Raw genomic sequence first — 25,551 nt, 5'->3', positions numbered from 1 at the left:
TCGACAGGAAGAATCGAAGTCCGCTCCCCGCACGGCTCAGCCGTTGGCCGGTAGGGCTCTCCTGCGGCGTGCGCTCCCCCGAATCCGATCCCGCCCGTTGTATGGGCGCGTAGCCGAAGGGAGGAACGTGACCTTCGGATTCGCTCCGTCCTCGGCGGCATCGTTGTCGACGTCCGCCACCTCCGTCCACCGTGTGCTCGAACCCGCGGAGTGGGCGGCCGCGGGCATCCCTCTGCTGCGCAATCCGCGGGAGGTCGTCAGCGGACTGCACGCCCGGCACCACCCCAGGCCCGCCACCGCCGTGGTCGCGGTCCTCGACCCCGACGAGCGGCTGCGGGCGAGCGCCTCCTTCGCCCACCGGCCGGTACCTGCCGACGGCTGGATGTTCCGCAACGCGCTGCTGGCGCAACTGCGCCAGGTCATCCCGCACGACCTGCGGCGCCGCACCCCGGTGCGCACCGCCGTACTGCTCTACTGCCGTGACGGAGACGCCCGTTGGACCGAGGAGGACGGTGCGTGGATGTGGGGGCTGCGTGACGCCTGCACGCTGCACGGGCTGCGCTGCGGGGCGTACATCACGCTGACCCGGGACGGCTGGCAGGTCCTCGGCGAGGGCCGCGGGGGCCGGCGGCCGCACGCGCACTCGGCACCCGAGCCCTTCGGCACCGCCGAGACTCCGTCCCCGCTGCCGCGCACCGGCGGCGCGGCCTCCGAGGTGCTGCGCCGCGCGGCGGCACGCTGACGGACGGCAAGCCCCCGTCGTACGCGTATGCCGGCGACCGAACCGGAGTGCGCACACCGAAGGCCCCGCCGCCAGTAGTACGGCGCGGCGGGCACGACGTTGCCTTCCCTCGGCCCCCGGACAGGCTCAGGACCGCCGGACGGGCTCAAGCCGCCGGACGGGCCGGACGCGGCTCAGACAGCCGCGCCCAGCACCGAGTTGATCTGCTGCGGGTCGCCGCAGACGACCAGCAGCGCACCGGCCTTGGTGAGTGCCAGGGCCAGGGCCTTGGCACCAGCGGCCTGGGGGCCGCCGTTGACCGCGACCACGACCACGGGGCGGGACGCGGCACGCGAGGCCACGGCGGCGTCCGCGTAGAACACGTCGTCGCGCGCGTCGTGCTGCGCCCAGTAGGACGCCTCACCGAAGGACAGTTCGTGCGCGGCCCACGGATGCGGCTCACCGGTGGTGATCAACAGTACGTCGCCGGGGGCACGGCCGGACTCCAGGAGCAGGTCGACCGCTTCCTCGGCGGCGTCGAGCGCGCCGTCGGCGGAAGCCGGGACCAGTTGGATCTGGGGGGTCGCCGAGGCGGCAGGGGCGGTCGGCCGCGACGGCCCGGGCTTGGCCGGGACCGACTCCCGCGACGCGCGCTGCGCCGGCGGCGCGGGCCTTGCGGGACCTGGACGACCGGGGCGCGGCGGAGCCGCGGGACGGGGGCCGGGAACGGGGCGGGGGGTCGGCGCGGTGCGGCCGGCGGACGGCGTGGCGCGGGGACCCTGGGCACTCTCGTGAATCTGAGGCTCCTCGGGAATGAGAGGCATGGGCTGATATTTATCAAACGTTGGTGCGGCTCGCGTGGGCGGGTGGCACATCGGGCCGAACGGAACGATCAGAAGTCGAAGCCGAGCTGACCCTCGACCTCCGGAACGCCTCCGTCTGCCCAGACGCGGACCTTCTTGAGGTGCCGCCACCGGGGCAGCGCATCAAGATACGCCCACGACAGCCGGTGGTACGGGGTGGGTCCCCGCTCCTCCAGCGCGGCCTTGTGCACGGGCGACGGATATCCGGCATTGGCCGCGAAGCCGAAGTCTGCATGCTCGATACCCAGTACGGCCATCATTTTGTCGCGGTGAACCTTGGCGATCACCGAAGCCGCCGCGACGGCCACGCACGACTGGTCGCCCTTGATGACCGTACGGACCCTCCAGGGGGCGCCGAGGTAATCGTGTTTCCCGTCGAGGATGACCGCGTCCGGGGGGATGGGCAGTCCTTCCAGGGCGCGCACGGCTGCGAGCCGCAGCGCCGCCGTCATCCCCAGGTTGTCGATCTCCTCCGGAGAGGCGTTCCCGAGGGCGTACGCGGTCACCCACGTCTGCAGTTCCGCGGCGAGTTCGGTGCGTCGCTTGACGGTCAGCAGTTTGGAGTCGGTGAGCCCCACGGGCGGCCGGCGCAGTCCGGTGACCGCGGCGCAGACGGTGACGGGGCCGGCCCAAGCGCCGCGCCCCACCTCGTCGACACCGGCAATGACCTTCGCTCCGGTCGTTGCCCTGAGAGAGCGCTCGACGGTGTGAGTGGGTGGTTCGTACGGCATGGCGCCCTTAGCGTACGCTGCCCGGATCCCGCTGCGACACCCCGGTTTCCCTCGAGAACCACGCCGCCCCGCGCCCGGACGGTCAGGGGTCGGTCAGGGGCGGTGGCGGAACCATCGGCCGGCTGGTCACCTCTTCGCGATCAGGGCCCGCTCCTTCGCTCGCGCACATTCCGTCTCGACACGTCATCGCGTTCCGGACGCCCTCGCGCGCAAGACTGTTCGCCGCGTCGGACCTCGCTTCTCCTGGTCGTATTCCAGGGGCGAAGACGTCCGGAAAAAGCTTGATGGTCGGCTCGACCGCCCTTTCGGAGATCACGCTTGGAAGCACTTCGCCCGCATCGGGTCGCATTCGTGAATCGACGTGCGAAGCGTGAAGCCGTGACGCACCGGGCGCTCGACCCTTGCGCCGACAACGGCCCGCGAAGCAGAGGTCACACGGACAACGGAACCCAGTCGGGCAGCGCCTCCGTGCGCCGCACCCACTCGGCGGGCGGGGCCCCGGGCTTCCCCGAAGCGAGCACTCCGCCCACGATGGCGCAGGTGGTGTCCACGTCGCCGCCGGCCCGGGCGGTCGCCCAGAAGGCGTCCTCGAAGTCGGCCAGAGACCGGGCGGCCGACCAGAGCGCGAAGGGCACCGTGTCGTGCGCCGTCGTGCGCCGTCCGCAGCCGAGGACCGCGGCGACGGTGGCCACGTCGCCGTAGTCAAGCATGTCGCGGGCGCGCCGCAGACCGGCGCCGACAGCGCTCCTGGCCGGTACGAGGTCGATGACGCCGCCGAGCAGTGCCTCCGCGCTCGGCGGTCCGCCGGGGGCGGCGGCCAGCGCGGCGGCCGCGGCCACGGCCATGGCGCCCACGACGGCCTCACGGTGCTGATGGGTGGGGTAGGCGGAGATCTCGGCCTGGTGGGTGGCCTGCTCCGGGTCGTCCGCGTACCAGGCGCCCAGGGGCGCCGTGCGCATCGCGGCGCCGCTCCCCCACGACCCGTGACCCTTGAACAGCGCAGGCGCCAGTGTGCGCCAGTCACCGCCCTCACTGATCCGCCGCAGCAGCCCGGCCGTCCCCGCGCCGTATCGGCGCTCCGGTGCGTGACGCCGGGCGAAGGACTGCGCCAGGGCGTCCTGGTCGACTCGGTGGTGGGCGGCCAGGACGGTGATGACGGAGCAGGCCATCTCGGTGTCGTCCGTCCATCGCCACGGGCCGGACGGCAGCTCGCGGCGCCTGAGCAGCGGATAGTTCACCGGAGCGAAGAACTGCGAGCCGAGCGCGTCCCCCACCGCGAGCCCGCGCACGCTGGCCAGGGCGCGCTCCAGGCGCACGCCCGGAGAGGAGTCAGGGGTCATCGCTCAGCCGCTCCGTCCAGTGATCCCGTACGATTCCGGCTCGCGCCACCGCTCGAACGGGCGGTCGAGCGTGTACTTGCCGTCGTCCCCGAGAACGAGCATCCGCATCTCGGCGTTCCCCGGGTTCGACAGGCACTCGAACTCCGCGACGGTCCAGTGGAACCAGCGCATGCAGAAGAGCCGCATCGCCAGGCCGTGGGTCACCAGGAGCACGTTGGGTGGGTGGTCGGGGTCCTCGAAGCTGCGGAAGAGGCTCTCCAGGAAGCCGCCGACCCGGTCGTAGACATCGGCTCCGGACTCGCCCTGGGCGAAGCGGTAGAAGAAGTGCCCGTAGGCGTCCCGGTAGGTCTTCTGGAGGCGTACGTCGTCGCAGTCCTGCCAGTTCCCCCAGTCCTGCTCGCGCAGCCGCGGCTCTTCGCGCACACGTATGAGGTCGGGGTCCAGGTGGAAGGCGTGGAGGGTCTCGTGGGTGCGCCGGTAGGGGGAGACGTAGACACTCACGCGTTCGCGTCCGAACAGTTCCCGCAGTTCCTTGCCGGTCTCCTCGGCCTGTCGCCGGCCCCGCTCGGTGAGCGCCAGCGCGTGGTCCGGCTCGCGCTCGTACACGGAGTCATCGACGTTGCCCGTTGACTCGCCGTGCCGGACAAGGATGATGCGCCGTGGTCGTGCCATGCCAGAACAGTAGATCGGGTCGGCGCCGATCGAGGAGCCGAGCGGGCCTCGCACGGCGCACATCACACAAATCGCACGTCACGCGCCGTACAAACCCGCGGACGACCGTCCGCCGTCAAACCGTCCAGGTGCTCTCGAGTTCCACGATGTCACCCGTGAGCGACGCTATGTCGGCCTCCGTCTGGGCGCGCAGCGCCAGGCGCTCCACGCGCTCCGTGCGGTACTTGCCGTGCTCGGCCGAGGACTGCCACATGGACAGCACGAGGAACTCGTTGCCGGGAGCCTCACCGAACAGCCCGCGCACCATGCCGGGCGATCCGGCCATCGCCGGGTTCCAGACCTTCTCCTGCATCAGCGTGAAGTGCTCGGTGCGCTCCTCGTGGACCTGGCAGAGGGCGACCCGCAGCAGATCGGCGTCCGCGAAGCGGGGTTCGAAGCCCGTCTTCACGTCGAACCGGTGGTCGAACAACCGGACCTGGGAGTCCTTGAAGGTGCCGGCCTGTGCCGCCGCCAGCCGGTCGTGGGAGCGGGCCATGAAGGAGTCGTAGAAGGCACGGCTCTCCCAGAAGGCGAAGATGTGCGCGACACCCGGCCGTACCCGGCTCCAACCGCCCCCCTGTCCCCGAAACCCCGGCTCCCCCAGAAGCCCCGCCCACTTCCGCTGCCCCCGCTCGAAGCCCCGGCGGTCCACCACGGTGCAGCGAATCCACTTGACCAGCACCGCGCCATGGTAAGGCCCTGGGACGTGGCCTCGGTCACTCCCGTGGGGACAGCGCCCGCGCGAGCGCCCCCGCGCGCGCGTGGCACGATGGACAACAAGCGCCCGGGGAAGGGAAGTTGAGGCAGAGTGGCGCACGGGGTCGGTCAAGGGGAGTCAGATGAGCGGATTCAGCAAGGGGATCGGCAAGGTCGAGGTCGCGGTCAAGTGGGATCCCAGTCCCGCGGGACAGCCACCCACTGATCTGGATCTGGTCGCCGCGACCTACAGGGCCGGCGACCCGCATGGCGATCCGGCCCATGTGGTGCACTTCGACAGCCGCTCCCCCGACGGCACCATCTATCTCAACCGGGACAGCAGGGACGGCCAGGGCTTCGGGTGGGACGAGGTCATGACGCTGGAACTCGACCGGCTCGGCGAAGGCTACGCGCGCGTGGTGGTCGGCGTCGTCATCCAGCAGCGTCCGGCGCATCGCACCTTCGCCGCGGTGCTCGCTCCGGGAATGCGCGTCCGTGAGGGGTACACCGTCCTCGCCGAGGACGACTTCGGCGGCGTGCTCGGCGCGACGGCGGCCACGGTCGCGGAGTTCGCGCGGAACGAGGCGGGCAACTGGGAGTTCCACCCCGGCGTCCACGGCTTCGAGGACGACCCGGAGACGTTCACACGCAGCATGGGCCGGGCCCGCCCGTCGTAGCCGATACGCGTAAGGGGCGCGGCCCAAGGCCGACGCCCCTTACTTCACGGCGTACCCGTCAGGTCAGCTGCAACCGCTGGTCGAGCCGCAGCCCTCGCAGATGTAGCAGGAGCCGGCCCGCTGCATCTTAGTACCACAGGAGAAGCACAGCGGGGCGTCGGCCTGGATGCCCAGCTGCATCTCCACCAGTTCGGCACTGGTGTGCGCCTGCCTGGGGGCGGGCTTGGCCGCCTCGACCTCGGCCTTCGGCGTGGCGACCGCCTTCAGGTCGGTCTGCCGGGGCGCAGACTGGGCCAGGCCCTCCACGTCGACCTCGTCGTCGGTCGGCTCGTAGGAGCCGGTCTCGAGGTGGCGCTGACGCTCCTCGGCGGAGTGGATGCCAAGCGCGGAGCGCGTCTCGAAGGGCAGGAAGTCCAGCGCCAGGCGGCGGAAGATGTAGTCGACGATCGACTGCGCCATCCGCACGTCCGGGTCGTCGGTCATACCGGCCGGCTCGAAGCGCATGTTGGTGAACTTCGAGACGTACGTCTCCAGCGGCACGCCGTACTGAAGGCCCACCGACACGGCGATCGAGAAGGCGTCCATCATTCCCGCGAGGGTCGATCCCTGCTTGGACATCTTCAGGAAGACCTCGCCGAGACCGTCGTCCGGGTAGGAATTGGCGGTCATGTAGCCCTCGGCGCCGCCGACCGTGAAGGAGGTGGTGATACCGGGCCGGCCCTTGGGCAGGCGCTTGCGGACCGGGCGGTACTCGACGACCTTCTCGACCGCGCTGCGGATCGTGCCCTCGGCCTTCTCGGCGATCTCGGCCTTCTCCTCCTCCTTCTTCTTGGCGGAGAGCGGCTGGCCGACCTTGCAGTTGTCGCGGTAGATGGCGAGCGCCTTGACGCCCAGCTTCCACGCCTCGAAGTAGATCTCCTCGACCTCCTCGACGGTCGCCGACTCCGGCATGTTGACCGTCTTGGAGATGGCGCCGGAGATCCACGGCTGGATCGCGGCCATCATGCGGACGTGGCCCATCGGGGAGATGGCGCGCTCGCCCATGGCGCAGTCGAACACCTCGTAGTGCTCGTGCTTGAGGCTGGGGGCGTCGATCACGTTGCCGTGCTCGGCGATGTGGGCGACGATCGCCTCGATCTGCTCCTCCTGGTAGCCCAGGCGGCGCAGGGCCTGCGGGACGGTGCCGTTGACGATCTGCATCGAGCCGCCGCCGACCAGCTTCTTGAACTTGACCAGCGCGAGGTCGGGCTCGACACCCGTGGTGTCGCAGGACATGGCCAGGCCGATGGTGCCGGTGGGCGCGAGGACGGACGCCTGGGAGTTGCGGAAGCCGTTCTTCTCGCCGAGCCGCAGCACGTCCTGCCAGGCCTCCGTGGCGGCGGCCCAGACCGGCGTGTCCAGGTCGTCCATGCGGACGGCCGTGGCGTTGGCGTCGGAGTGCTGCTTCATCACCCGAAGGTGCGGCTGGGAGTTGCGGGCGTAGCCGTCGTACGGGCCGACGACCGCGGCGAGCTCGGCGGAGCGCTTGTAGGCGGTACCGGTCATCAGGGAGGTGATGGCACCGGCGAGGGCACGACCGCCGTCGGAGTCGTAGGCGTGGCCCGTCGCCATCAGCAGCGCGCCGAGGTTGGCGTAGCCGATGCCGAGCTGGCGGTACGCGCGCGTGTTCTCGCCGATCTTCTGGGTCGGGAAGTCCGCGAAGCAGATGGAGATGTCCATCGCCGTGATGACCAGCTCGACGACCTGGGCGAAGCGCTCGACGTCGAAGGACTGGTTGCCCTTGCCGTTGTCCTTGAGGAACTTCATCAGGTTCAGCGAGGCGAGGTTGCAGGACGTGTTGTCCAGGTGCATGTACTCGCTGCAGGGGTTCGAGCCGTTGATGCGGCCGGACTCCGGGCAGGTGTGCCAGTGGTTGATCGTGTCGTCGTACTGGATGCCCGGGTCGGCGCAGGCCCAGGCGGCCTCGGCCATCTTCCGGAACAGGTCCTTGGCGTCGACCTGCTCGATGACCTCGCCGGTCATCCGCGCGCGCAGGCCGAACGTTCCGCCCTGCTCGACCGCCTTCATGAACGCGTCGTTCACGCGGACCGAGTTGTTGGCGTTCTGGTACTGGACGGAGGTGATGTCCTCGCCGCCGAGGTCCATGTCGAACCCCGCGTCGCGCAGGGCGCGGATCTTCTCCTCCTCCTTGACCTTGGTCTCGATGAAGTCCTCGATGTCGGGGTGGTCGACGTCGAGGATGACCATCTTGGCCGCGCGGCGGGTGGCACCGCCGGACTTGATGGTGCCGGCGGAGGCGTCGGCACCCCGCATGAAGGAGACCGGCCCGGAGGCGTTGCCGCCGGAGGAGAGCAGCTCCTTGGAGGAGCGGATGCGGGAGAGGTTCAGGCCGGCGCCGGAGCCGCCCTTGAAGATCATGCCCTCTTCCTTGTACCAGTCGAGGATCGACTCCATGGAGTCGTCGACGGACAGGATGAAGCAGGCGGAGACCTGCTGTGGCTGCTTGGTGCCGACGTTGAACCAGACGGGGCTGTTGAAGCTGAAGATCTGGTGCAGGAGGGCGTAGGCCAGCTCGTGCTCGAAGATCTCGGCGTCGGCGGGCGAGGCGAAGTACTTGTTGTCCTCGCCGGCCTTCCGGTACGTCTTCACGATGCGGTCGATCAGCTGCTTGAGGCTGGTCTCGCGCTGCGGGGTGCCGACGGCACCGCGGAAGTACTTGCTGGTGACGATGTTGACCGCGTTCACCGACCAGAAGTCGGGGAACTCGACGCCACGCTGCTCGAAGTTGACCGAGCCGTCGCGCCAGTTGGTCATGACGACGTCACGGCGCTCCCAGGCCACCTCGTCGTACGGGTGCACGCCGGGGGTGGTGTGGATGCGCTCGATACGCAGCCCCTTGCTGGCCTTGGCGCCCTTGGCTCGGGAACCTCGTGCCGGACCGCTCGCCGTCTCTGTCATGCCGCCTCCCTGTACGGGCGTAAACGCCCTGAAGTGCCCCTGTGTTCCGGAGCACGGTGTTCTGTCTGGTGCCGCGGGCACCCTCGCTGCCACCCGCGACCGGTTTTCCTCACCGCCGCTGAGCCGGATCCGGACGCGGCGTCCGGACCGGCCCGCTGCTCAGTCGGCGGCGCCTGCGGGCAGGGGGACCTCAGCCGTCCCACCGCGCCCGCGGCCGTCTTCCTGGCCCCCCGCACCAGCGCCGTCGCCGTCCTGCGCGGCGGGGTGCCCCGTTCCCTCCCTGAGCTCCGCGACGGCGGACTCGAAGTCCTCGAGCGAGTCGAACGCCCGGTAGACGGACGCGAACCGCAGATAGGCGACGAGATCGAGCTCCTTCAGGGGGCCGAGTATGGCGAGCCCCACGTCATGAGCGGCCACCTCGGCGCTCCCGCTGGCGCGCACCGCCTCCTCGACCCGCTGGCCCAGCTGGGCGAGCGCGTCCTCGGTGACGGGCCGTCCCTGGCATGCCTTGCGCACACCGTTGATGACCTTGATCCGACTGAAGGGCTCGGTGACTCCGGACCGCTTGACCACCATGAGCGAGCACGTCTCCACTGTCGTGAACCGACGGGAGCAGTCAGGGCACTGGCGGCGCCTGCGGATGGACGTGCCGTCGTCCGTCGTACGACTGTCGACCACGCGGCTGTCGGGGTGCCTGCAGAAGGGGCAGTGCATGGACTCCAACCCTCCTCACAGCAGACTCAATAGCCTCACCAAGCCCATGGGCCCCGCGAAGCAGGCACAAGCATAAGCGATGAACATCGGCCCGAAGACCGGGGGGAACACAATCTGTGGGCTGCCATAGCCATCCAACCACTACATGTGGGGATTGACTCCATACGGGCAGAAGAAGCGCGCGTGTCGCACGGATACCGCCGCGCACCCTGCGCCGGAGCCGCCACGGGCAACACGCCGGTGGCGCCCGCGCCCGCCGGGGAGCTTACGGAGATACCGTGAGCGCCGCACGGAGGACGCGTGGGACTCCCGGGCAGACAGTAGGCGGCGCCCGGTTGACGGGACACCGGATGGCAGACTGGGACGGCACCCCACGAGGTCGCCATCCCGGCGGTGAAGAGTACAGCAATGAGCCCTTTTGCCTGCCGGGCGCCGCGTTGCCCATACATTCAGAAACGTGATCAAGTCCGGCAGTCGGCGTTTTTTCACTCGAACGTGTGTTTGGCGCAACCTTTCGAAAGCAACTACCGTTGTGCCGGAGGGAGACCATCGAGAGGGGCCGACGTGACCACCACCGCAGACAGTGCCACCATCACTGCCCAGGACCGCTCCCAGGGCCGACTCGAGCCGGTGCATGCGATGAACGAAGCCACGAATCCCGAGGGGCACAAGCGCTCCTTGCCGGGCCGACCTCCGGGCATCCGAGCGGACAGTTCGGGCCTCACCGACCGTCAGCGCCGAGTGATCGAGGTCATCAGGGACTCCGTGCAACGGCGCGGCTACCCGCCGTCCATGCGGGAGATCGGGCAGGCGGTCGGCCTCTCCAGCACCTCCTCGGTCGCACACCAGCTGATGGCGCTCGAGCGCAAGGGTTTCCTGCGGCGTGATCCGCACCGTCCGCGTGCTTACGAGGTCCGCGGCTCGGACCAGGCCACCACGTTGCAGCCGACGGACACGGTCGGCAAGCCGGCCGCGTCGTACGTCCCTCTGGTCGGCCGGATCGCGGCCGGTGGTCCCATCCTCGCCGAGGAGTCGGTCGAGGACGTCTTCCCCCTCCCCCGGCAGCTGGTCGGTGACGGAGAGCTGTTCGTCCTCAAGGTCGTCGGTGACTCGATGATCGAGGCCGCGATCTGCGACGGCGACTGGGTCACCGTCCGCCGTCAGCAGGTCGCCGAGAACGGCGACATCGTGGCCGCGATGATCGACGGCGAGGCCACCGTCAAGCGCTTCAAGCGCGAGGACGGCCACGTCTGGCTCCTCCCGCACAACGCGGCGTACGAGCCGATCCCGGGCGACGACGCGACCATCCTCGGCAAGGTGGTGGCGGTGCTGCGGCGCGTGTGAGAACCGCGTCGGGCGGGCTCGCCCACCTGCCCCCTTGATCGGGCCCCGGGACCTCTGCGCCGGTTCCGGGGCTCTGTGCTGTGCATCGCCCCCGTACCAAGCGGCCCCGGCCACCGCGCTTCGGATCGCGGGGTAGCCTGACCGGCGCCGGTCAGGCTACCCGGCGATCACTTCCCCTCCTGCTCGGCCACCGCGTTGATGGCCGCCAGCGACTTGCGCACCTGGTTGCGGTTCGTGGTGTACCAGAAGTCGGGCAGCGACGCCTTCAGATAGCCGCCGTACCGGGCCGTCGCCAGACGCGGATCCAGGACAGCGACCACGCCCCGGTCACCCGAGGCCCGTACAAGACGTCCGGCGCCCTGGGCCATGAGGAGCGCCGCGTGGGTGGCGGCCACCGCCATGAAGCCGTTGCCACCGGCGTCCTCCACGGCCTTCTGGCGGGCACTCATCACCGGGTCGTCGGGGCGCGGGAACGGGATCTTGTCCATGACGACCAGCTGGCAGCTGGGCCCGGGGACGTCCACGCCCTGCCAGAGCGACAACGTGCCGAAGAGGCAGGTCTTCGGGTCCGCAGCGAAGTTCTTGATCAGTTCGCCCAGCGTCTCTTCGCCCTGGAGCAGGATCGGGAACTCGGGGGTGCGGCTGCGCAGCTCCTCCGCGGCCATCTGGGCCGCCCGCATGGAGGAGAACAGGCCGAGCGTCCGTCCGCCCGCCGCCTGGATCAGCTCCGACAGCTCGTCGAGCATGTCGCCCCGGTCACCGTCCCGCGCGGGACGCGTCAGGTGCGTGGCGATGTACAGGATGCCCTGCTTGCGATAGTCGAAGGGCGAGCCGACGTCGACGCCCTTCCACGGCGGCACGTCGTCGCCCTCGGTGCCCTCCGGCGCGAGACCGAGGGAGGCGCCGACGCCGTTGAAGTCGCCGCCGAGTTTGAGGGTCGCGGAGGTCAGGACGACGGAGCGGTCCGCGAAGAGCTTCTCCCGCAGCAGGCCCGACACGGACATGGGGGCGACGCGCAGCGAGGCGCCGAAGCGGTCGTGGCGCTCGTACCAGACGACGTCCCACTCGGAACCGTTGGTGATGCGCTCCGCCACGTCGTGCACGTTCTCCACCGAGGCCAGTGCCTGTTTGCGGACGGCGTCCTCGTCCTGGACCGACCGGTCACGGGTCGCGCCGAGCGCGGAGATGACGTTGCGCGAGGCGTCCCGCAGTGCCAGCAGCACATAGCCGAGGTCCTCGGGGATCTCCTCCAGGCGGCCGGGCAGGGCGAGCTCCATCAGGCGCTCGAAGCCCTCGGCGGCGGTCTGCAGCTGATCGGCGGCCTTCTCGTTCACCAGCTTGGCAGCACGGCGTACGGCGCGGTTGACCTGTCCGGGGGTGAGCTCACCGGTGGCGACGCCCGTGACTCGTGAGACGAGTTCGTGTGCCTCGTCGACGATGAGCACCTCGTGCTGCGGGAGGACCGGCGCGCCCTCGATGGCGTCGATCGCGAGCAGCGCGTGGTTGGTGACCACGACCTCGGCGAGCTTGGCGTGCTCACGGGCCATCTCGGCGAAGCATTCGGCGCCGTAGGCACACTTGGAGGCGCCCAGGCACTCGCGCGACGAGACCGACACCTGCGCCCAGGCCCGGTCGGACACTCCGGGTGCGAGGTCGTCGCGGTCGCCGGACTCGGTCTCGTCGGCCCAGTCGCGCAGCCGCAGCAGATCCTGGCCCAGCTTGCTGGTGGGCGCGGCCGCCTCGAACTGGTCGAACAGGCCCTCCTCCTCGTCCTGCGGCATGCCCTCGTGCAGGCGGTGCAGGCACAGATAGTTCGACCGGCCCTTGAGCATGGCGAACTCCGGGCGGCGGCGCAGCAGCGGGTGCAGGGCGTCGACCGTACGCGGCAGGTCCCGCTCGACGAGCTGGCGCTGGAGGGCGAGGGTGGCGGTGGCCACGACCACTCTCTCCCCGTGGGCGAGGGCGGGCACGAGGTAGCCGAGGGACTTTCCGGTGCCGGTGCCGGCCTGGACCAGCAGATGCGAGCCGTCGTCGATCGCGTCCGCGACGGCTTGGGCCATGGTCACCTGGCCGGGGCGCTCCGTACCTCCGACGGCGGCGACGGCGGCATGCAGGAGTTCGGGGAGGGAGGGCTTCGTCATAGCGCGACCACCCTACGGCTCGGGACTGACAATCGGGCGATCAAGGCGGGGACCGGTGGCTCGATGTCTCTCACTCGGATCCGGCTGGGTGGGAACCGGATCTGGCCGAACGGTGTACCAAAAGTGATGACACTGTGGCTCGCTGTCACAGCAGATCACGCAGGGACCGGTCGCGGATCACGAGGGCGGCCCGCTTTGCGGGCAGGTCGACCTCTGCGGCGAACCGGAAACCGGCGCTCAGAAAAGCGGCCAGGGAGGGTGCGTTGCGAAGGTCGGGTTCCGCAAGGACGCGGGCACATGTGCGACGTCGGTCGAGTACCAGGTCGGCCACGGCTCTGAGCAGGGTGCTGCCGAGCCCCCGGCCACGGTCGGCGACGCCGCCGATGAGGAGATGGATACCGGTGTCGTGCGGCCGGGCCGGGTAGTACCGGGCCAGCGGATCGAGGTCGGCCCGGTAGATCTCCCAGTAGCTCATCGGCGTGCCCTCGAGCAGGCCGAGGCAGGGGACGCTGCGACCGTCGCCGTCGAGTTGCGCGATCAGATGGGTCTCGGTCACCTCCTGCGGCCCGGCCAGCTGCCAGAACTCCGCGACGGCGGGGTCGTTCATCCAGCGGCTGATCAGCGGCAGGTCCCGCTCGAGCCGGACGGGAACCAGCTGGAAGGCGCCGACAGGTGTGAGGGTGGGGCCCCAGTCACCCAAGCCGTCGAGCAGGTCGGCCATGGCCGGGGTGTCCGTCCCGGTCGTCGTCCCGAAGCGCGCGACGAAGTCGTCCGGCAGGCGCATGTGGAGCGTGTCCTCTCCGTCTGCACCCGCCTCGGTCGGACGGGGGTGCGGAGGGGTTTTCGGCGCTTGCCCGGTGGCGGCGCCGGCATCGGTGGGAGGCATGGCGCGCTCCTCTCGGAAGACGGGTTTGCGGGAGTCGGAGTGGGTCAGAGGTAGAGGGGGTTGGCGATGGTGACGTAGACGGACTGGGTGTCGACCGGGCCGACGAGTTCGTCGAGGCCGTGCAGCCGGGTCAGCAGGTTGGCCTTGCAGCGCAGGACCGGGGAGTCGAGCAGACGGGCCGGCAGGGTGGAGCGCATGCGGGCGGGGCCCGAGGCCGCGTCGGCCAGGAAGCGGCGGAAGGCGGCCAGCAGCAACCGCTCGTCGGCGAGCCGTTGGGAGCCGAAGGCGCCGATGAGACCGAACACGTTGTTGACGGCGAGGTAGTAGGCGAAGCGTTCGTCGGTGACGTCGTCGGAGACGAAGGTGTCGCTGTGCTCGCCGATGCCGGGCAGCCGGGCGTCGAGCTCCGCATGCCGGGAGACGCGGAAGTAGTAGCCCTGGTTGTCGCGGTAGCGACCGCCCGCGGGCCAGCCTTCGTCGTCCAGCAGGAGCAGCGTGTTCTGCTGATGCGCCTCCAGGGCGACTCCGGCCTCGCCGTCCAGCCACAGCACGGGGCGGACCACCTGCTCGAGGTAGCGCAGGAACCACTCGGTGGCGACGGCTCTCGGCGGGCGCCCGGTGCGGACGGCGAGGCTGGTGACGACCTCGGCCAGACGGGAACGCAGAGAGAGGGGGGCGCCGGCCCGGGGGTAAGGCCGGGGTGCCACGAGTGCCGCGATGCAGGAGACGTCGTCCCACGGGTTGAACGGGTTGTGCCGGATCATCACGTCCAGACCCGGCACGGGTGCCCCGTCCTGGTCGTCCACGGCCAGCCAGGCCGGGTCGCGAACGATGTCGAAGCCGGGGTGCGCCGCGCGCCACTGCTGGGAGAGGCCGCTGCGCAGCAGCCGGTGGACCTCTACACCCCGGTGCAGTTCCTTGCGGAGGTTCTCGCGACGGGAGTTGGTGATGTGCAGGCCCAGTGACAGCTTGAGCATGGCGGCCGCGCCGGTGCGGTGGACGGTGCGTACGGAGGAGGTGGGGTGCCAGGGCGGCCCGTAGGGACCCAGGTCGCGCAGCAGTCCCGCGTCGAGCAGGGCCACCGTGCCCGCGCGGTGGCGCACCTCGCGCAACTGCCACGGGTGCAGCGGCAGGGCGATGTATCCGTCGGGCAGGGGCAGCCCCGCTCCGGCGAGCCGGGCGCTCAGCAGGTCGGCGGGTACGGTCCGGCCGCGTTCGGTCCAGGCCGAGTCGGTGGCGAGTACGGAGCGGGCGACCGCCATCCAGTGCAACGGGAAGGAGCCTCGCATTTCGGGCGAGTAGTGGCGGACTTCGGCTTCCGACAGGCCCTCGCGGCTCTTGGGGGTCGGGTGCAGCGGGTGTCCGAGCAGGAGGGCCTGCTCGGCGGAGAGGAAGCGGTCGGTTCCGTCGGTGGGACGGTGCCGGCGGTCGCGCAGAAAGAGGGTGGTGCCACGAACGGAGTCGGCGACACGGGCGACGAGGTCGAGGGCGGCGGTGTCGGAAGGCTCGGCCGAAGTCCGGTTCGGAGACGGGTCGGTGGCCGTCGACGCCTGCGAGGCCCTGGGGGCACGGTTCCTGGTGCGGGCTTCTCGCACGAGCAGGGTCGCGACCGTGACGGCGTCGGCCGGCGCGGCGTCCTCCGGGGCGTCGGCCAGGTACGGAAGGCCGAAGCGGTGCCAGCCCGTCGGGGACCAGTGGTGAATCGGGACGAGCAGGGCCGTCCCGCTGGCTCGGAGGGGGATGCGGAGGGTGCCGTAGCCGGGAGCGGCGGTGCCGGTCTCGCGCACCCAGCAGCGCAGAAGGTTCTCCACGGCCGAGACCTGGGCGGCGGTGTGCGGGTCGGGGTGTTCCAGGGGGTCGGTGGCCGTGCCTTCGGGCCGCAGGGCGGCCGAAGTCCTTCTCGGCTGACGGGGGACCGTCGCGGCCGGGTTGTGAGTGTGGGAGCGGCCGTGGGGGGTGGGGGTGAGGTTCAAGACGGCTCCTCAGGGTGACGTTCGGGTCGACGCGTCCGGCAGTTGACGGGCCGGCCGGGCGACGGTGGGGCGATACGGACCAAGCGGTGAGGGCTTGGAGGGAGTGAGGACCTGGAGGTTTCGGAGGGTGCCGGTGGGGCTGCTGGGCGGCGGGGCGGGGCGGTCGCCTTCGGCGGTCCGTCCAGTCCCGGGGTTCAGGGTTCGGCGGGGCGGGCGACGGGTGCCGGACGAGCCGCTCGGCTCATTCGTCCGACTCCGGCACTGATGGCTCGGTCCGGTCGGCCGAGCGGGGCCGGCGTCGGCTCGGACGGCTCGCCCCCAGGGGTGCCCGCCGATGGCCGCGGGCGTGGGAGCTACCCCGCGCCTTCCGAGCGGCCGGTGGGTCGCGGCTGTCTCCGCGGGGTCCGGTGCTCCTGGCCGTCTCGGCCGGTCTGGCTCCGGGCCGCCGCCTCGACCGCTTCGGCCAGGCGGCCGAGCACCGCGGCGGCCTGCTCGTCGGTGATCGTCAGCGGGGGAAGGAGCCGTACGACGCTCGCGTGGCGGCCGCCGAGTTCGACGATCAAGCCCCGCCGCAGGCATTCCCGTTGGACGGCGGCGGCGAGTTCCGGTGCGGCGGGACGGGGCTCTCGGACGCGGGGCAACGTCGGCCCGGCAGCCGGGCTGTCATCGACACCGCCAGCCACGCCGACGCCGGCGCCCGTGACGCCGGCGGGGCCGTCCCAACCGCCGCCCCTCGAAAAGGGCAGCTCTCGGCCTCCGCCGCGGCCCAGTCCCTCGTCCCCCGAAGCCCCGGCGCTCCCGACCCTGGGTTGCGCCCCTGCCATGGCATCGCCCAGCACCGTCACCGTCGTCCCACCTGCCGCCACTGCCCCGAAGCTCCCCGGAGTCCCCGCCGTCCCCGCGCCGGTTCCTCTCAGGCCAGCCCCCGCCCGACCCCCACCGTCCCTCTCCGGTTCACCCTCCGGGTTCACCAGCTCGAGGCCGATCATCAGCCCCCGTCCCCGCACATCACCCACGCAGGGGAAGTGGCCGGCCAGGTCGCGGAGTTGGGTCAGCATGTGGAAACCGAGGGAGGCCGCGCGTTCGGCGAGGCGGTTCTCCCGGACATGGGCCAGGGTGGCCGTGCCCGCGGCCATGGCGAGCTGGTTGCCGCGGAACGTTCCCGCGTGGGCGCCGGGTTCCCAGACGTCGAGGTCGTCGCGGTAGACCACGACGGCCAGCGGAAGGCTGCCGCCGATGGCCTTGGACAGCACCATCACGTCCGGTGTCACACCGCTGTGCTCCACCGCCCAGAAGGTGCCCGTGCGGCCCACTCCCGTCTGGATCTCATCGGCGATCAGTGGCACGGACCGGTCCTCGGTGATCCGGCGCATGCGCCGCATCCATTCGTCCGGGGCGGGGATCATCCCGCTCTCGCCCTGGACGGGTTCGAGGATCATCCCGGCGGGCAGCGGTACGCCCGACTTCGGGTCGTCCAGGACGGACTCGGTCCAGCGGGCGGCGAGTTCGGCCCCGCGTGCGCCGCCGACGCCGACGCCGAAGGGGCAGCGGTAGTCCTGCGGGTAGGACAGGTGCGCGACCCGTACGTCGGTGGCGTGACCCGAGGCGGCGAGCGCTCCCTCGGTCATTCCGTCGTAGGCGCCGGAGAAGGCCACGATTCCGGTGCGGCCGGTGGCGGCCCGAACGAGCTTGAAGGCGGCCTCCACCGCGTCCGTGCCGGCCGGGCCGCAGAACTGCACGCGCGCCCGGTCGGCGAGTCCGGGCGGCAGGGTGCGGAACAGCTCGGTGACGAAGGCGTCCTTGACGGGTGTGGCGAGATCGAGGGCGTGCAGGGGCGCGCCCGAGTCGAGGACCTTGCGGATGGCCTCCAGGACCACGGGGTGGTTGTGGCCGAGGGCGAGGGTGCCCGCGCCCGAGAGGCAGTCAAGATAGCGGCGGCCGTCCGCGCCCTCGATGGTGAGCCCGCGGGCCCGGACGGGCACGATCGGCAGGGCGCGCGCGTAGGTGCGCGCCGCCGACTCGCGCACCGCCTGCCGCCGCAGGATCGCCTTGAGCGAGGCGCGCGCCCCCGTGCACGCGCAGCCTCCGGGCGCAGACTCCGTCACGGTCACGGCTTCTTGTCCTCCCGCTGTCCCAGGGCGTCGCCTGCCACTGACGCAAGGCGCCGGCCTCTCGCTGCCGCGGCGGGTCGCTGCCCGCGGCACGGGGTCCCGGACGCAGACATCAGGACCCTCACCGCTACAACCCCGGACGGTCCGCACGGTTACGGGTGCGCTCAAGATCCTCGCCACCATGGAACGTTGCGGGTCGGCGCCCTGGGCCGGACGTGGCGAGAGTGACTCACGTCGGTCTCACATCGGACAATGGGGATCGCAGGGAAAGCCGGCGGAGCGGGGTGCGGGTAATGGGCGACGAAACACCTGCCGTGGCAAACCTGACCACGGGTGCCCTGGCCCGCCGCCTGGGCGTCTCCCCGACCACCCTGCGCTCCTGGGACCGCCGCTATGGTCTGGGGCCCGCCGTGCGGGCGCAGGGACGGCATCGCCGCTGGAGTCCCCAGGACGTCGCCATGGTGGAGGAGATGTGCCGGCTGACGGCGGCGGGCGCGCCACCCGCCGAGGCCGCCCGGGTGACCCGCCTCAGGCACGGCCCGGCGGGACGAGCCGAACCGTCCGCCGCCGAGACCTCCGCCCAGCCTGCGCCCCCGCCCGAGGCAGGGGAGCCGACCCGCCGCGGGGGCGCAGGCAGCGGGCTGCCGCTGGGCGACGTGCGGCAGGAGTGCCGGGGCCTGGCCCGCGCCGCGGTGCGCCTGGACTCGCCGGAGCTGGAGAGCCGGCTGCTGGAGGCGGTCAGGCGGTACGGGCTGACGGTGGCGTGGGAGGAGGTGATGGTGCCGACCCTGCACGCGGTGGGCCGCAAGTGGGAGTCGTCCGGCGACCGGTACGTGGAGGTGGAGCACCTGCTGTCCTGGCAGGTGTCGAGCGCACTGCGCAGCATTCCGCTGCTGCTGCCGCGCGCCGCGGCGCGGGTTGACGCTCCGCCGGTGGTGCTGGCCTGCGCGCCCGGTGAGCAGCACTCCCTCCCCCTCGAGGCGCTGAACGCGGCGCTGGGCGAGCGCGGGGTGCCGACCCGGATGCTGGGCGCCGCGGTGCCGGTGGAGGCCCTGCTGGCCTGTGTCCGGCGCACCGGTCCGACCGCCGTGGTCCTGTGGTCGCAGGCCCGCTCCACCGCGTCGGTGCCGCTGGCCCGGTACGTCGCGGCTCTGGAATGGGGGGCGCCGGGGGCGCGCAGGCGGCCTGCCATCCTGCCCGCCGGTCCGGGCTGGGAGCGGCGGGCCTGCGGGGGCTTCACGCGCTGCGTCGGCCTGCGGGACGGGACCCTGAGCCGCCTCTGCGGTGACGACGGTGCCGTGGCGCACGCCCCACGGGCGCGCTGAGGGGCAGGACTCGGACGAACTGCCAGACCGGACAGCCCGTGGCGAAACCGTTGCCCGTAGCGAAACCGTTGCCGTTCCGTCGGCGGTCCCCCACGCCGAGCGCATAGTGTGTGGTGCCGTTCGCGCACACCGTGAGATCAGAGTGAAGTGGGCCTGAGTTCAGGGTGAGAATGCGGCGGCAAGGAGCAAGTCCGTTCACAGCAGGGGGAGTCAGAGCATGCGACCCATACGCCCGTTCTTCACCGCTCGTCGAGGAGGGGGCGCCCGCCGCACAACCTCACCCACACTGACCGCCGTTACCTTGGCCTCGGTGCTCACGCTCTTCGCCACCGGCTGCGACTCGGGCGACAGCGAGGCCGACAACCGGCCCTCCGCCGCCGCGACCGCCGACGGCACGGGCACAACCGGCGACGGAAAGATCAAGATCCCGGACGACCTCAGGAAGAAGCTCGAGGAACACGGGATCGACATCGACAAGTGGAAGAACGGCGCCTGGAAGGACTGGAACGAGGACGACTGGCTCCGTGAGGCGAAGGACTTCGTCAACCCGATCATCAAGGACCTGTGGGATCCCGACCGGATGCGCCGTGCCAAGGACCCGGACAAGGGCGTCGACAAGGACCTCTCCGGCGACCAGGGCGTCACCGACCCGACCCCGGCCCCGGTGAGGGCGCGTGCGGTCTCGCCGACGTACCACGCGAACGCCGCGACGGCGGGCAAGGTGTTCTTCGACTCCCCCGAGGGCACGATGGTCTGCTCGGCGACGGTCGTTCAGGACCCGGCTCACCCGGGCAAGTCCAACCTCGTGTGGACGGCCGGCCACTGCGTGCACGCCGGCAAGAAGGGCGGCTGGTACCGCAACATCGCCTTCGTACCGTCGTACAACGACGCGGGCCGCAGCACCGCCGAGCTGCAGGACGCCACCAAGGACGAGCTCGCGCCGTACGGCGTGTGGTGGGGAGACTGGGCGCAGACCTCGGAGCAGTGGATCGAGCAGGGCGGTCCGACCGGCGGGCAGGGTGCCGCCTACGACTTCGCCGTCATCCATGTGACGCCCGAGCAGGGCGGCGGCGGCAAGTCGCTGGAGGAGACGGTCGGCGCGGCGCTGCCCGTGGACTTCGCCGCCCCGGCCGTGCCGCAGGTGCGGAGCGTGACCGCGACCGGCTACCCGGCCGCGCCGCCGTACGACGGGCAGCGGCTGTACCGGTGCCAGGACAAACCGGGCCGGCTTTCGCTGAACGCCTCGGACCCGACGATGTACCGCATCGGCTGCACCATGACCGGCGGCTCCTCCGGCGGCGGCTGGGTCGCGACCGGCTCGGACGGCAAGCCCGCTCTGGTCTCCAACACCTCCATCGGTCCGGTGACGGCCGGCTGGCTGGCAGGTCCGCGGCTGGGCCCGGCGGCCGAGGGCGTGTACGACGCGGTCAGCGGCAAGTTCGCCGGACAGTAGGCCGACGGCGGCGGGGTGTCTCACGGGAACCTTCACCATCCCGCCGCCGTTCGCACTCGATTCCCCGGGCATAGTGGGGTGCCGCTGCGGACGGCTCCGCACGGGAAGGCCGCCCGGATGACAAGCACATGACACCAAGGGCGCTCGGCGCTCAGGCCGGGCGCACGGCGTTCACACCAACCGACGGGGGTTCATCGCACCATGCAGTTCATACCTGGGTCCGCCACGCCCCGGCGCGCACGCCGGCGCACCGTCCTCGCCGCCACCGGGCTCGTCGCGGCCCTGGCGCTCACCGCCACCGCCTGCGGCGACTCGGGCAAGGCCGACGCCGCCGGCGCAGCGGACGCCACCGCCTCGCAGACCGCGGACAGCGGCAGCGGCGACGGCAAGGTCAGGATTCCGGCCGACATCGCGGACAAACTCAAGGAGCACGGGATCGATGTCGACAAGTGGCAGCGCGGCGGCTGGAAGGACTGGGACGAGGACAAGTGGCTCAGTGAGGCCAAGGACTTCGTCAACCCGGTGATCGAGGGCCTGTGGAAGCCCGAGCGGATGAAGTCCGCCCAGGAGGCCAACAAGACGATCTCCACCAAGGACGCCGCCGCCGACCAGGGCGTCAGCGACGCGGCGCCGCAGCCGGTCCGGGCGCGGGCGGAGAAGACGCCGTACCACGAGAACGCCGCCCCGGTCGGCAAGGTCTTCTTCGACTCGCCCCAGGGCTCGATGGTCTGCTCGGGCACGGTCGTCAAGGACGTCAACCACCCGGGCAGGTCCAACCTGGTGTGGACCGCCGGCCACTGCGTGCACGCCGGCCGGGACGGCGGCTGGTACCGCAACATCGCGTTCGTCCCTGCCTACAACGACCTCGGCAAGTCCGCGGCGCAGCTGAGCAACGCCAACGCCTCCGAGGTCGCCCCGTACGGCGCCTGGTGGGCGGACTGGGCGTCCGCCTCCAACCAGTGGATCCAGGGCGGTGCGGAGACGGGCGGCGCGGGCGCGGCGCACGACTACGCCGTGCTGCACGTGAAGCCGGAGTCCGGTTCCCGGTCCCTGGAGGAGACCGTCGGGGCGGCGCTGGACGTGGACTTCTCCGCGCCGCCGGCGACACAGGTCGCCACGATGGGCGCCTGGGGCTACCCGGCCGCGCCTCCGTACAACGGTCTGAGGATGTTCCGCTGCGTCGACCGGCCGGGCCGGCTGTCGCTCAGCCCGTCGCTCCCGACGATGTACCGCATCGGGTGCACCATGACCGGCGGCTCCTCCGGCGGCGGCTGGTTCCGCGTGGTGGACGGCAGGACCAAGCTGGTGTCCAACACCTCGATCGGCCCGGCGGACCACACCTGGCTGGCGGGTCCGCAGCTGGGGCAGGGCGCGGAGGCGCTGTACCAGAACATGAGCAGGACGTACGGCGGCCGGTGACCCGGTGAACGACGCCGAGGGCCCGTCCCCTTTCGACAGGGGGCGGGCTCTCGGACGTGCGGCTGTGGGTCAGAGGGCGGGGGCGGGCACGTACGGCGCCAGGTCCGCCGCGAGCTCCTCGTGCACCCGGGCCTTGAGCAGGGTGCCCTCCGCGGTGTGCTCCTCGGAGATCACCTCGCCCTCGGTGTGGGCACGGGCGACCAGCTTGCCGTGGGTGTACGGCACCAGCGCCTCGATCTCGACGGACGGCCGGGGCAGATCGCTGTCGATCAGTGCGAGCAGCTCGGCGATGCCCTGCCCGGTGCGGGCCGAGACGGCGATCGAGCGCTTCTCGATCCGCAGCAGCCGCTGGAGCACCAGCGGATCCGCCGCGTCCGCCTTGTTGACCACGACGATCTCGGGTACGTCGGTGGCACCGACGTCCCTGATCACCCCGCGCACCGCGGCCAGTTGCTCCTCGGGGTCGGGGTGCGAGCCGTCCACCACGTGCAGGATCAGGTCGGAGTCGCCGACCTCCTCCATGGTGGAGCGGAACGCCTCGACCAGGTGGTGCGGCAGGTGCCGGACGAAGCCGACGGTGTCCGCCAGCGTGTAGAGCCGCCCGCTCGGGGTCTCGGCGCGGCGCACGGTCGGGTCCAGGGTCGCGAACAGTGCGTTCTCGACCAGGACACCCGCGCCGGTGAGACGGTTGAGCAGGGACGACTTGCCGGCGTTGGTGTAGCCGGCGATGGCGACGGAGGGCACCTTGTTGCGGCGCCGCTCCTGGCGCTTGATCTCGCGGCCGGTCTTCATCTCCGCGATCTCCCGGCGCATCTTCGCCATCTTCTCGCGGATCCGCCGACGGTCCGTCTCGATCTTGGTCTCACCGGGGCCGCGCGTGGCGAGGCCGCCGCTGCCGCCGCCCATCTGCCGGGACAGCGACTGACCCCAGCCGCGCAGCCTCGGCAGCATGTACTGCATCTGGGCGAGCGCGACCTGCGCCTTGCCCTCGCGGGACTTGGCGTGCTGGGCGAAGATGTCCAGGATCAGGGCCGTGCGGTCGATGACCTTGACCTTGACGACGTCCTCGAGGTGGATCAGCTGGCCCGGGCTGAGCTCACCGTCACAGATGACGGTGTCCGCGCCGGTCTCCAGGACGATGTCGCGCAGCTCGTCCGCCTTGCCGGAGCCGATGTAGGTGGCCGCGTCGGGCTTGTCACGGCGCTGGATCACGCCGTCGAGCACGACCGCGCCCGCGGTCTCGGCGAGAGCGGCCAGCTCGGCCAGGGAGTTCTCCGCGTCCCGCGCGGTCCCCGAGGTCCATACGCCGACGAGCACGACCCGCTCCAGGCGGAGCTGGCGGTACTCGACCTCGGTGACGTCCTCTAGCTCGGTGGACAGGCCCGTGACACGGCGCAGCGCCGCGCGCTCGGAACGGTCGAACTGATCGCCGTCCCGCTCTCCGTCGAACTCGTGGCTCCAGGTGACGTCCTCTTCCATCAGGGCATCGGCCCGGAGACCTTCGGGGTAGGAGTGCGCGAGGCGCTTGCTGTCCTGGGACGCCTCAAACGTCTGGGAAGAGGAAGAAGAGGAGGTCATTTGGTCCTTACGTGGTGGGAGAGTCCGTCACTGGTCACAACGTACGGGCACCCCGGGAGATTCCCGTTGGCCCGTGCCGCGCCGGTCTGAAGATGGTCGCACGGTACGGCTCGTCTCGTCACTGCGTTATTCCTCCGGATTCCTCCACCGTATTCCTCCATCGGGTTCCTCCACCGGGTTCCTCCATTCACTTCCGCTCACTTCTTCGCCGTCTTCGGCGGCGGGGCGGGCTTCCAGTCGGGGTGGCCGGGCATGGGCGGGGTCTTCTCGCCGTACAGCCAGGCCTGGAAGAAGCCGGTCAGGTCGCGTCCGGCGATGCCCGAGGCAAGGCGCTCGAAGTCGGCCGTGGTGCCCGTGCCGTCCCGGTGGGCCCGCACCCAGGCGCGCTCCAGGCGCTCGAAGGCCGGCTTGCCGATCTCCTGGCGCAGCGCGTACAGGACGAGCGCGGAGCCGTCGTAGACGTTCGCGCGGAAGACGCCGATCTTCCGGCCAGGCTTCGGCGGCTTGGGCAGCGCGGGCGGTCCGCCGTCCTCGCGCCAGCGGTCGGAGGCGCCGTAGGCGGCCTTCATACGGGCCTCCAGCGGCTTCTTCGCCTTCTCGTCGGCGTACAGGGCCTCGTACCAGGTGGCGTGGCCCTCGTTGAGCCACAGGTCGGACCATGTGCGGGGGCTGACGCTGTCGCCGAACCACTGGTGGGACAGCTCGTGCACCATGATCGACTCGACGTACCACCGGGGGTAGGCGGGGTCGGTGAACAGCTTCTTCTCGAAGAGGGACAGGGTCTGTGTCTCGAGTTCGAAGCCGGTGGCGGCGGAGGCCATGAGCACGCCGTAGGTCTCGAAGGGGTACGTTCCGACCTTGCCCTCCATCCAGGCGATCTGCTCGGGGGTCCTGGCCAGCCACGGTTCGAGGACTTCGCGGTCCTCGGTGGGGACGACGTCGCGCACGGGCAGGCCGTGCGGGCCGGTGCGGTGCACCACGGTGGAGTGGCCGATGGACACCTGCGTCAGCTCGGTGGCCATGGGGTGCTGGGTGCGGTACGTCCAGGTCGTCGTCCCGCCGGTGCGGGTGACGCCGGCCGGGAGACCGTTGGCGACGGCCGTGTACCCGTCGGGCGCGGTGACGTGGAAGGTGAACATCGCCTTGTCGGAGGGGTGGTCGTTGCACGGGAACACCAGGTGGGCGGCGTCAGCTTGATTGGCCATGGCGAGACCGTCCGCGGTGCGCACCCAGCCGCCGTCGCGGCCCTTCACGGGCATGGGGTCGCTGGTGTGGCGCACGGTGATGCGCATCCAACCACCCTGGGGCAGCGGGGTCTTCGGGGTGACCACGAGATCCTCGCCCGCGGTGGTGAACTCGGCCGGCAGGCCGTCGACCTCCACGGAGTTGACCGTGCCGTGCGCGAAGTCGAGGTTCACTCGCTCCAGGTCCTTGGTGGTCCACGCGTCGATCGTGGTGACGGCCTGGAGCGGCTTGCCGTTGTCACCGGCATAGGTGAACGAGAGGTCGTACGACGACACGTCGTACCCGGGGTTGCCCAGGTACGGGAAGAGCCGGTCACCGACGCCCAGCGGCTCGGTCGGAACACTCGCGGCGACGAGACAGACGGAGACGGCGGACGCGAGGACGGTCGCCTTCAGGCGACGCGGGACACGTGATCCAAGGCTGAGCGGCATGCACCACCGCTACCAGCGCCCACCCGCCCCACCGCGCCGACGCGCGCCCAACCCACCCGAAAGGGCCCCGTGGGAGCACGCCGAGGGCCGCGGAGGCGCGGAGTCGTGCCGGGGCGCGGGGTCGTGCCGGGGCGCGGGGTCGTGCCGGGGCGCGGGGTCGTGCTGGAGGCGCGATGGTGAGAGGCGGCGGCGCGCGGGCGCGGAGGGAGAGCGCCCCGGACACGGAGTCGGCCG

At 71.2% G+C, this 25,551-nt stretch carries 19 protein-coding genes; 6 read left to right on the top strand and 13 right to left on the bottom strand.

All coding sequences use genetic code 11. The annotated features are described in order from the left end of the window. The first annotated feature begins 127 nt into the window (after positions 1-127). Entirely contained in the window at positions 128-742 is a 615-nt protein-coding gene (locus ACFY4A_RS03080) for a hypothetical protein (RefSeq protein WP_390827693.1), read from the top strand. A 173-nt stretch (positions 743-915) separates the two neighbouring features. On the opposite strand, the gene ACFY4A_RS03075 is transcribed toward ACFY4A_RS03080, so the two are convergent. From ACFY4A_RS03075 to ACFY4A_RS03055, 5 genes are all read right to left on the bottom strand, one after another. Continuing rightward, on the bottom strand, positions 916-1,545 hold the full coding sequence (locus ACFY4A_RS03075; protein ID WP_390827692.1) for a hypothetical protein: 630 nt from the start codon (positions 1,543-1,545) through the stop codon (positions 916-918). A gap of 68 nt (positions 1,546-1,613) precedes the next feature. After that, complete coding sequence (locus ACFY4A_RS03070) at positions 1,614-2,315, bottom strand: ribonuclease HII (protein WP_390827691.1); 702 nt, start codon at positions 2,313-2,315, stop codon at positions 1,614-1,616. Between the two features lie 431 nt (positions 2,316-2,746). Beyond that, positions 2,747-3,655 (bottom strand): ADP-ribosylglycohydrolase family protein, encoded by a 909-nt coding sequence (locus tag ACFY4A_RS03065; RefSeq protein WP_390827690.1) that lies wholly within the window; start codon positions 3,653-3,655, stop codon positions 2,747-2,749. Positions 3,656-3,658: 3 nt separating this feature from the next. Continuing rightward, positions 3,659-4,327 (bottom strand): histidine phosphatase family protein, encoded by a 669-nt coding sequence (locus ACFY4A_RS03060; RefSeq protein ID WP_390827689.1) that lies wholly within the window; start codon positions 4,325-4,327, stop codon positions 3,659-3,661. A gap of 115 nt (positions 4,328-4,442) precedes the next feature. After that, a complete protein-coding gene (locus tag ACFY4A_RS03055) occupies positions 4,443-5,048 on the bottom strand; it encodes a YdbC family protein (RefSeq protein WP_390827688.1) in 606 nt (201 codons plus the stop codon). Positions 5,049-5,205: 157 nt separating this feature from the next. Between ACFY4A_RS03055 and ACFY4A_RS03050 the strand changes: the two genes are divergently transcribed. Beyond that, a complete protein-coding gene (locus tag ACFY4A_RS03050) occupies positions 5,206-5,739 on the top strand; it encodes a TerD family protein (protein WP_390827687.1) in 534 nt (177 codons plus the stop codon). A gap of 63 nt (positions 5,740-5,802) precedes the next feature. On the opposite strand, the gene ACFY4A_RS03045 is transcribed toward ACFY4A_RS03050, so the two are convergent. Both ACFY4A_RS03045 and nrdR read right to left on the bottom strand, forming a co-directional pair. Next, positions 5,803-8,697, bottom strand: a complete 2,895-nt coding sequence (locus ACFY4A_RS03045; RefSeq protein ID WP_390827685.1) for a vitamin B12-dependent ribonucleotide reductase — start codon at positions 8,695-8,697, stop codon at positions 5,803-5,805. Between the two features lie 159 nt (positions 8,698-8,856). Next, positions 8,857-9,411 carry a transcriptional regulator NrdR gene (gene nrdR, locus ACFY4A_RS03040; protein WP_390827684.1) on the bottom strand — a complete coding sequence of 185 codons (555 nt, stop codon included), beginning with the start codon at positions 9,409-9,411 and terminating at the stop codon, positions 8,857-8,859. A gap of 564 nt (positions 9,412-9,975) precedes the next feature. On the opposite strand from nrdR, the gene lexA reads away from it, so the two are divergent. Continuing rightward, on the top strand, positions 9,976-10,755 hold the full coding sequence (lexA, locus tag ACFY4A_RS03035) for a transcriptional repressor LexA (protein ID WP_390827683.1): 780 nt from the start codon (positions 9,976-9,978) through the stop codon (positions 10,753-10,755). Between the two features lie 167 nt (positions 10,756-10,922). On the opposite strand, the gene ACFY4A_RS03030 is transcribed toward lexA, so the two are convergent. The 4 genes from ACFY4A_RS03030 to ACFY4A_RS03015 all read right to left on the bottom strand — a co-directional run bounded on the left by ACFY4A_RS03030 (position 10,923) and on the right by ACFY4A_RS03015 (position 17,866). Next, a complete protein-coding gene (locus ACFY4A_RS03030; RefSeq protein ID WP_390827682.1) occupies positions 10,923-12,896 on the bottom strand; it encodes an ATP-dependent DNA helicase in 1,974 nt (657 codons plus the stop codon). A gap of 145 nt (positions 12,897-13,041) precedes the next feature. Further along, positions 13,042-13,782: a GNAT family N-acetyltransferase gene (locus ACFY4A_RS03025; protein ID WP_390827681.1), complete on the bottom strand. Its 741-nt coding sequence runs from the start codon at positions 13,780-13,782 to the stop codon at positions 13,042-13,044. A 44-nt stretch (positions 13,783-13,826) separates the two neighbouring features. After that, positions 13,827-15,755, bottom strand: a complete 1,929-nt coding sequence (locus tag ACFY4A_RS03020; RefSeq protein WP_390827680.1) for an IucA/IucC family protein — start codon at positions 15,753-15,755, stop codon at positions 13,827-13,829. Between the two features lie 353 nt (positions 15,756-16,108). After that, on the bottom strand, positions 16,109-17,866 hold the full coding sequence (locus ACFY4A_RS03015) for a diaminobutyrate--2-oxoglutarate transaminase family protein (protein WP_390827679.1): 1,758 nt from the start codon (positions 17,864-17,866) through the stop codon (positions 16,109-16,111). 293 nt (positions 17,867-18,159) lie between these two features. Between ACFY4A_RS03015 and ACFY4A_RS03010 the strand changes: the two genes are divergently transcribed. From ACFY4A_RS03010 to ACFY4A_RS03000, 3 genes are all read left to right on the top strand, one after another. Beyond that, positions 18,160-19,191, top strand: coding sequence for a MerR family transcriptional regulator (locus tag ACFY4A_RS03010; RefSeq protein WP_390827678.1), 1,032 nt, complete (start codon positions 18,160-18,162; stop codon positions 19,189-19,191). A 217-nt stretch (positions 19,192-19,408) separates the two neighbouring features. Further along, entirely contained in the window at positions 19,409-20,644 is a 1,236-nt protein-coding gene (locus ACFY4A_RS03005; RefSeq protein ID WP_390827677.1) for a trypsin-like serine peptidase, read from the top strand. A 201-nt stretch (positions 20,645-20,845) separates the two neighbouring features. Continuing rightward, a complete protein-coding gene (locus ACFY4A_RS03000; RefSeq protein ID WP_390827676.1) occupies positions 20,846-22,063 on the top strand; it encodes a trypsin-like serine peptidase in 1,218 nt (405 codons plus the stop codon). A gap of 69 nt (positions 22,064-22,132) precedes the next feature. Here the strand turns inward: ACFY4A_RS03000 and hflX are convergent, their stop codons facing one another. Together hflX and ACFY4A_RS02990 are read right to left on the bottom strand one after the other, a co-directional pair. Beyond that, on the bottom strand, positions 22,133-23,641 hold the full coding sequence (gene hflX, locus ACFY4A_RS02995; protein ID WP_390827675.1) for a GTPase HflX: 1,509 nt from the start codon (positions 23,639-23,641) through the stop codon (positions 22,133-22,135). A gap of 197 nt (positions 23,642-23,838) precedes the next feature. Next, positions 23,839-25,317 (bottom strand): M1 family metallopeptidase, encoded by a 1,479-nt coding sequence (locus ACFY4A_RS02990; protein WP_390827674.1) that lies wholly within the window; start codon positions 25,315-25,317, stop codon positions 23,839-23,841. Positions 25,318-25,551: the final 234 nt, after the last annotated feature.

The organism is Streptomyces sp. NPDC001292, assembly GCF_042896465.1.
Classification (GTDB): Bacteria; Actinomycetota; Actinomycetes; order Streptomycetales; family Streptomycetaceae; genus Streptomyces.
The sequence above is the reverse complement of the archived record's forward strand: the minus strand, read 5'-3'. Positions and strand labels throughout refer to the sequence as shown.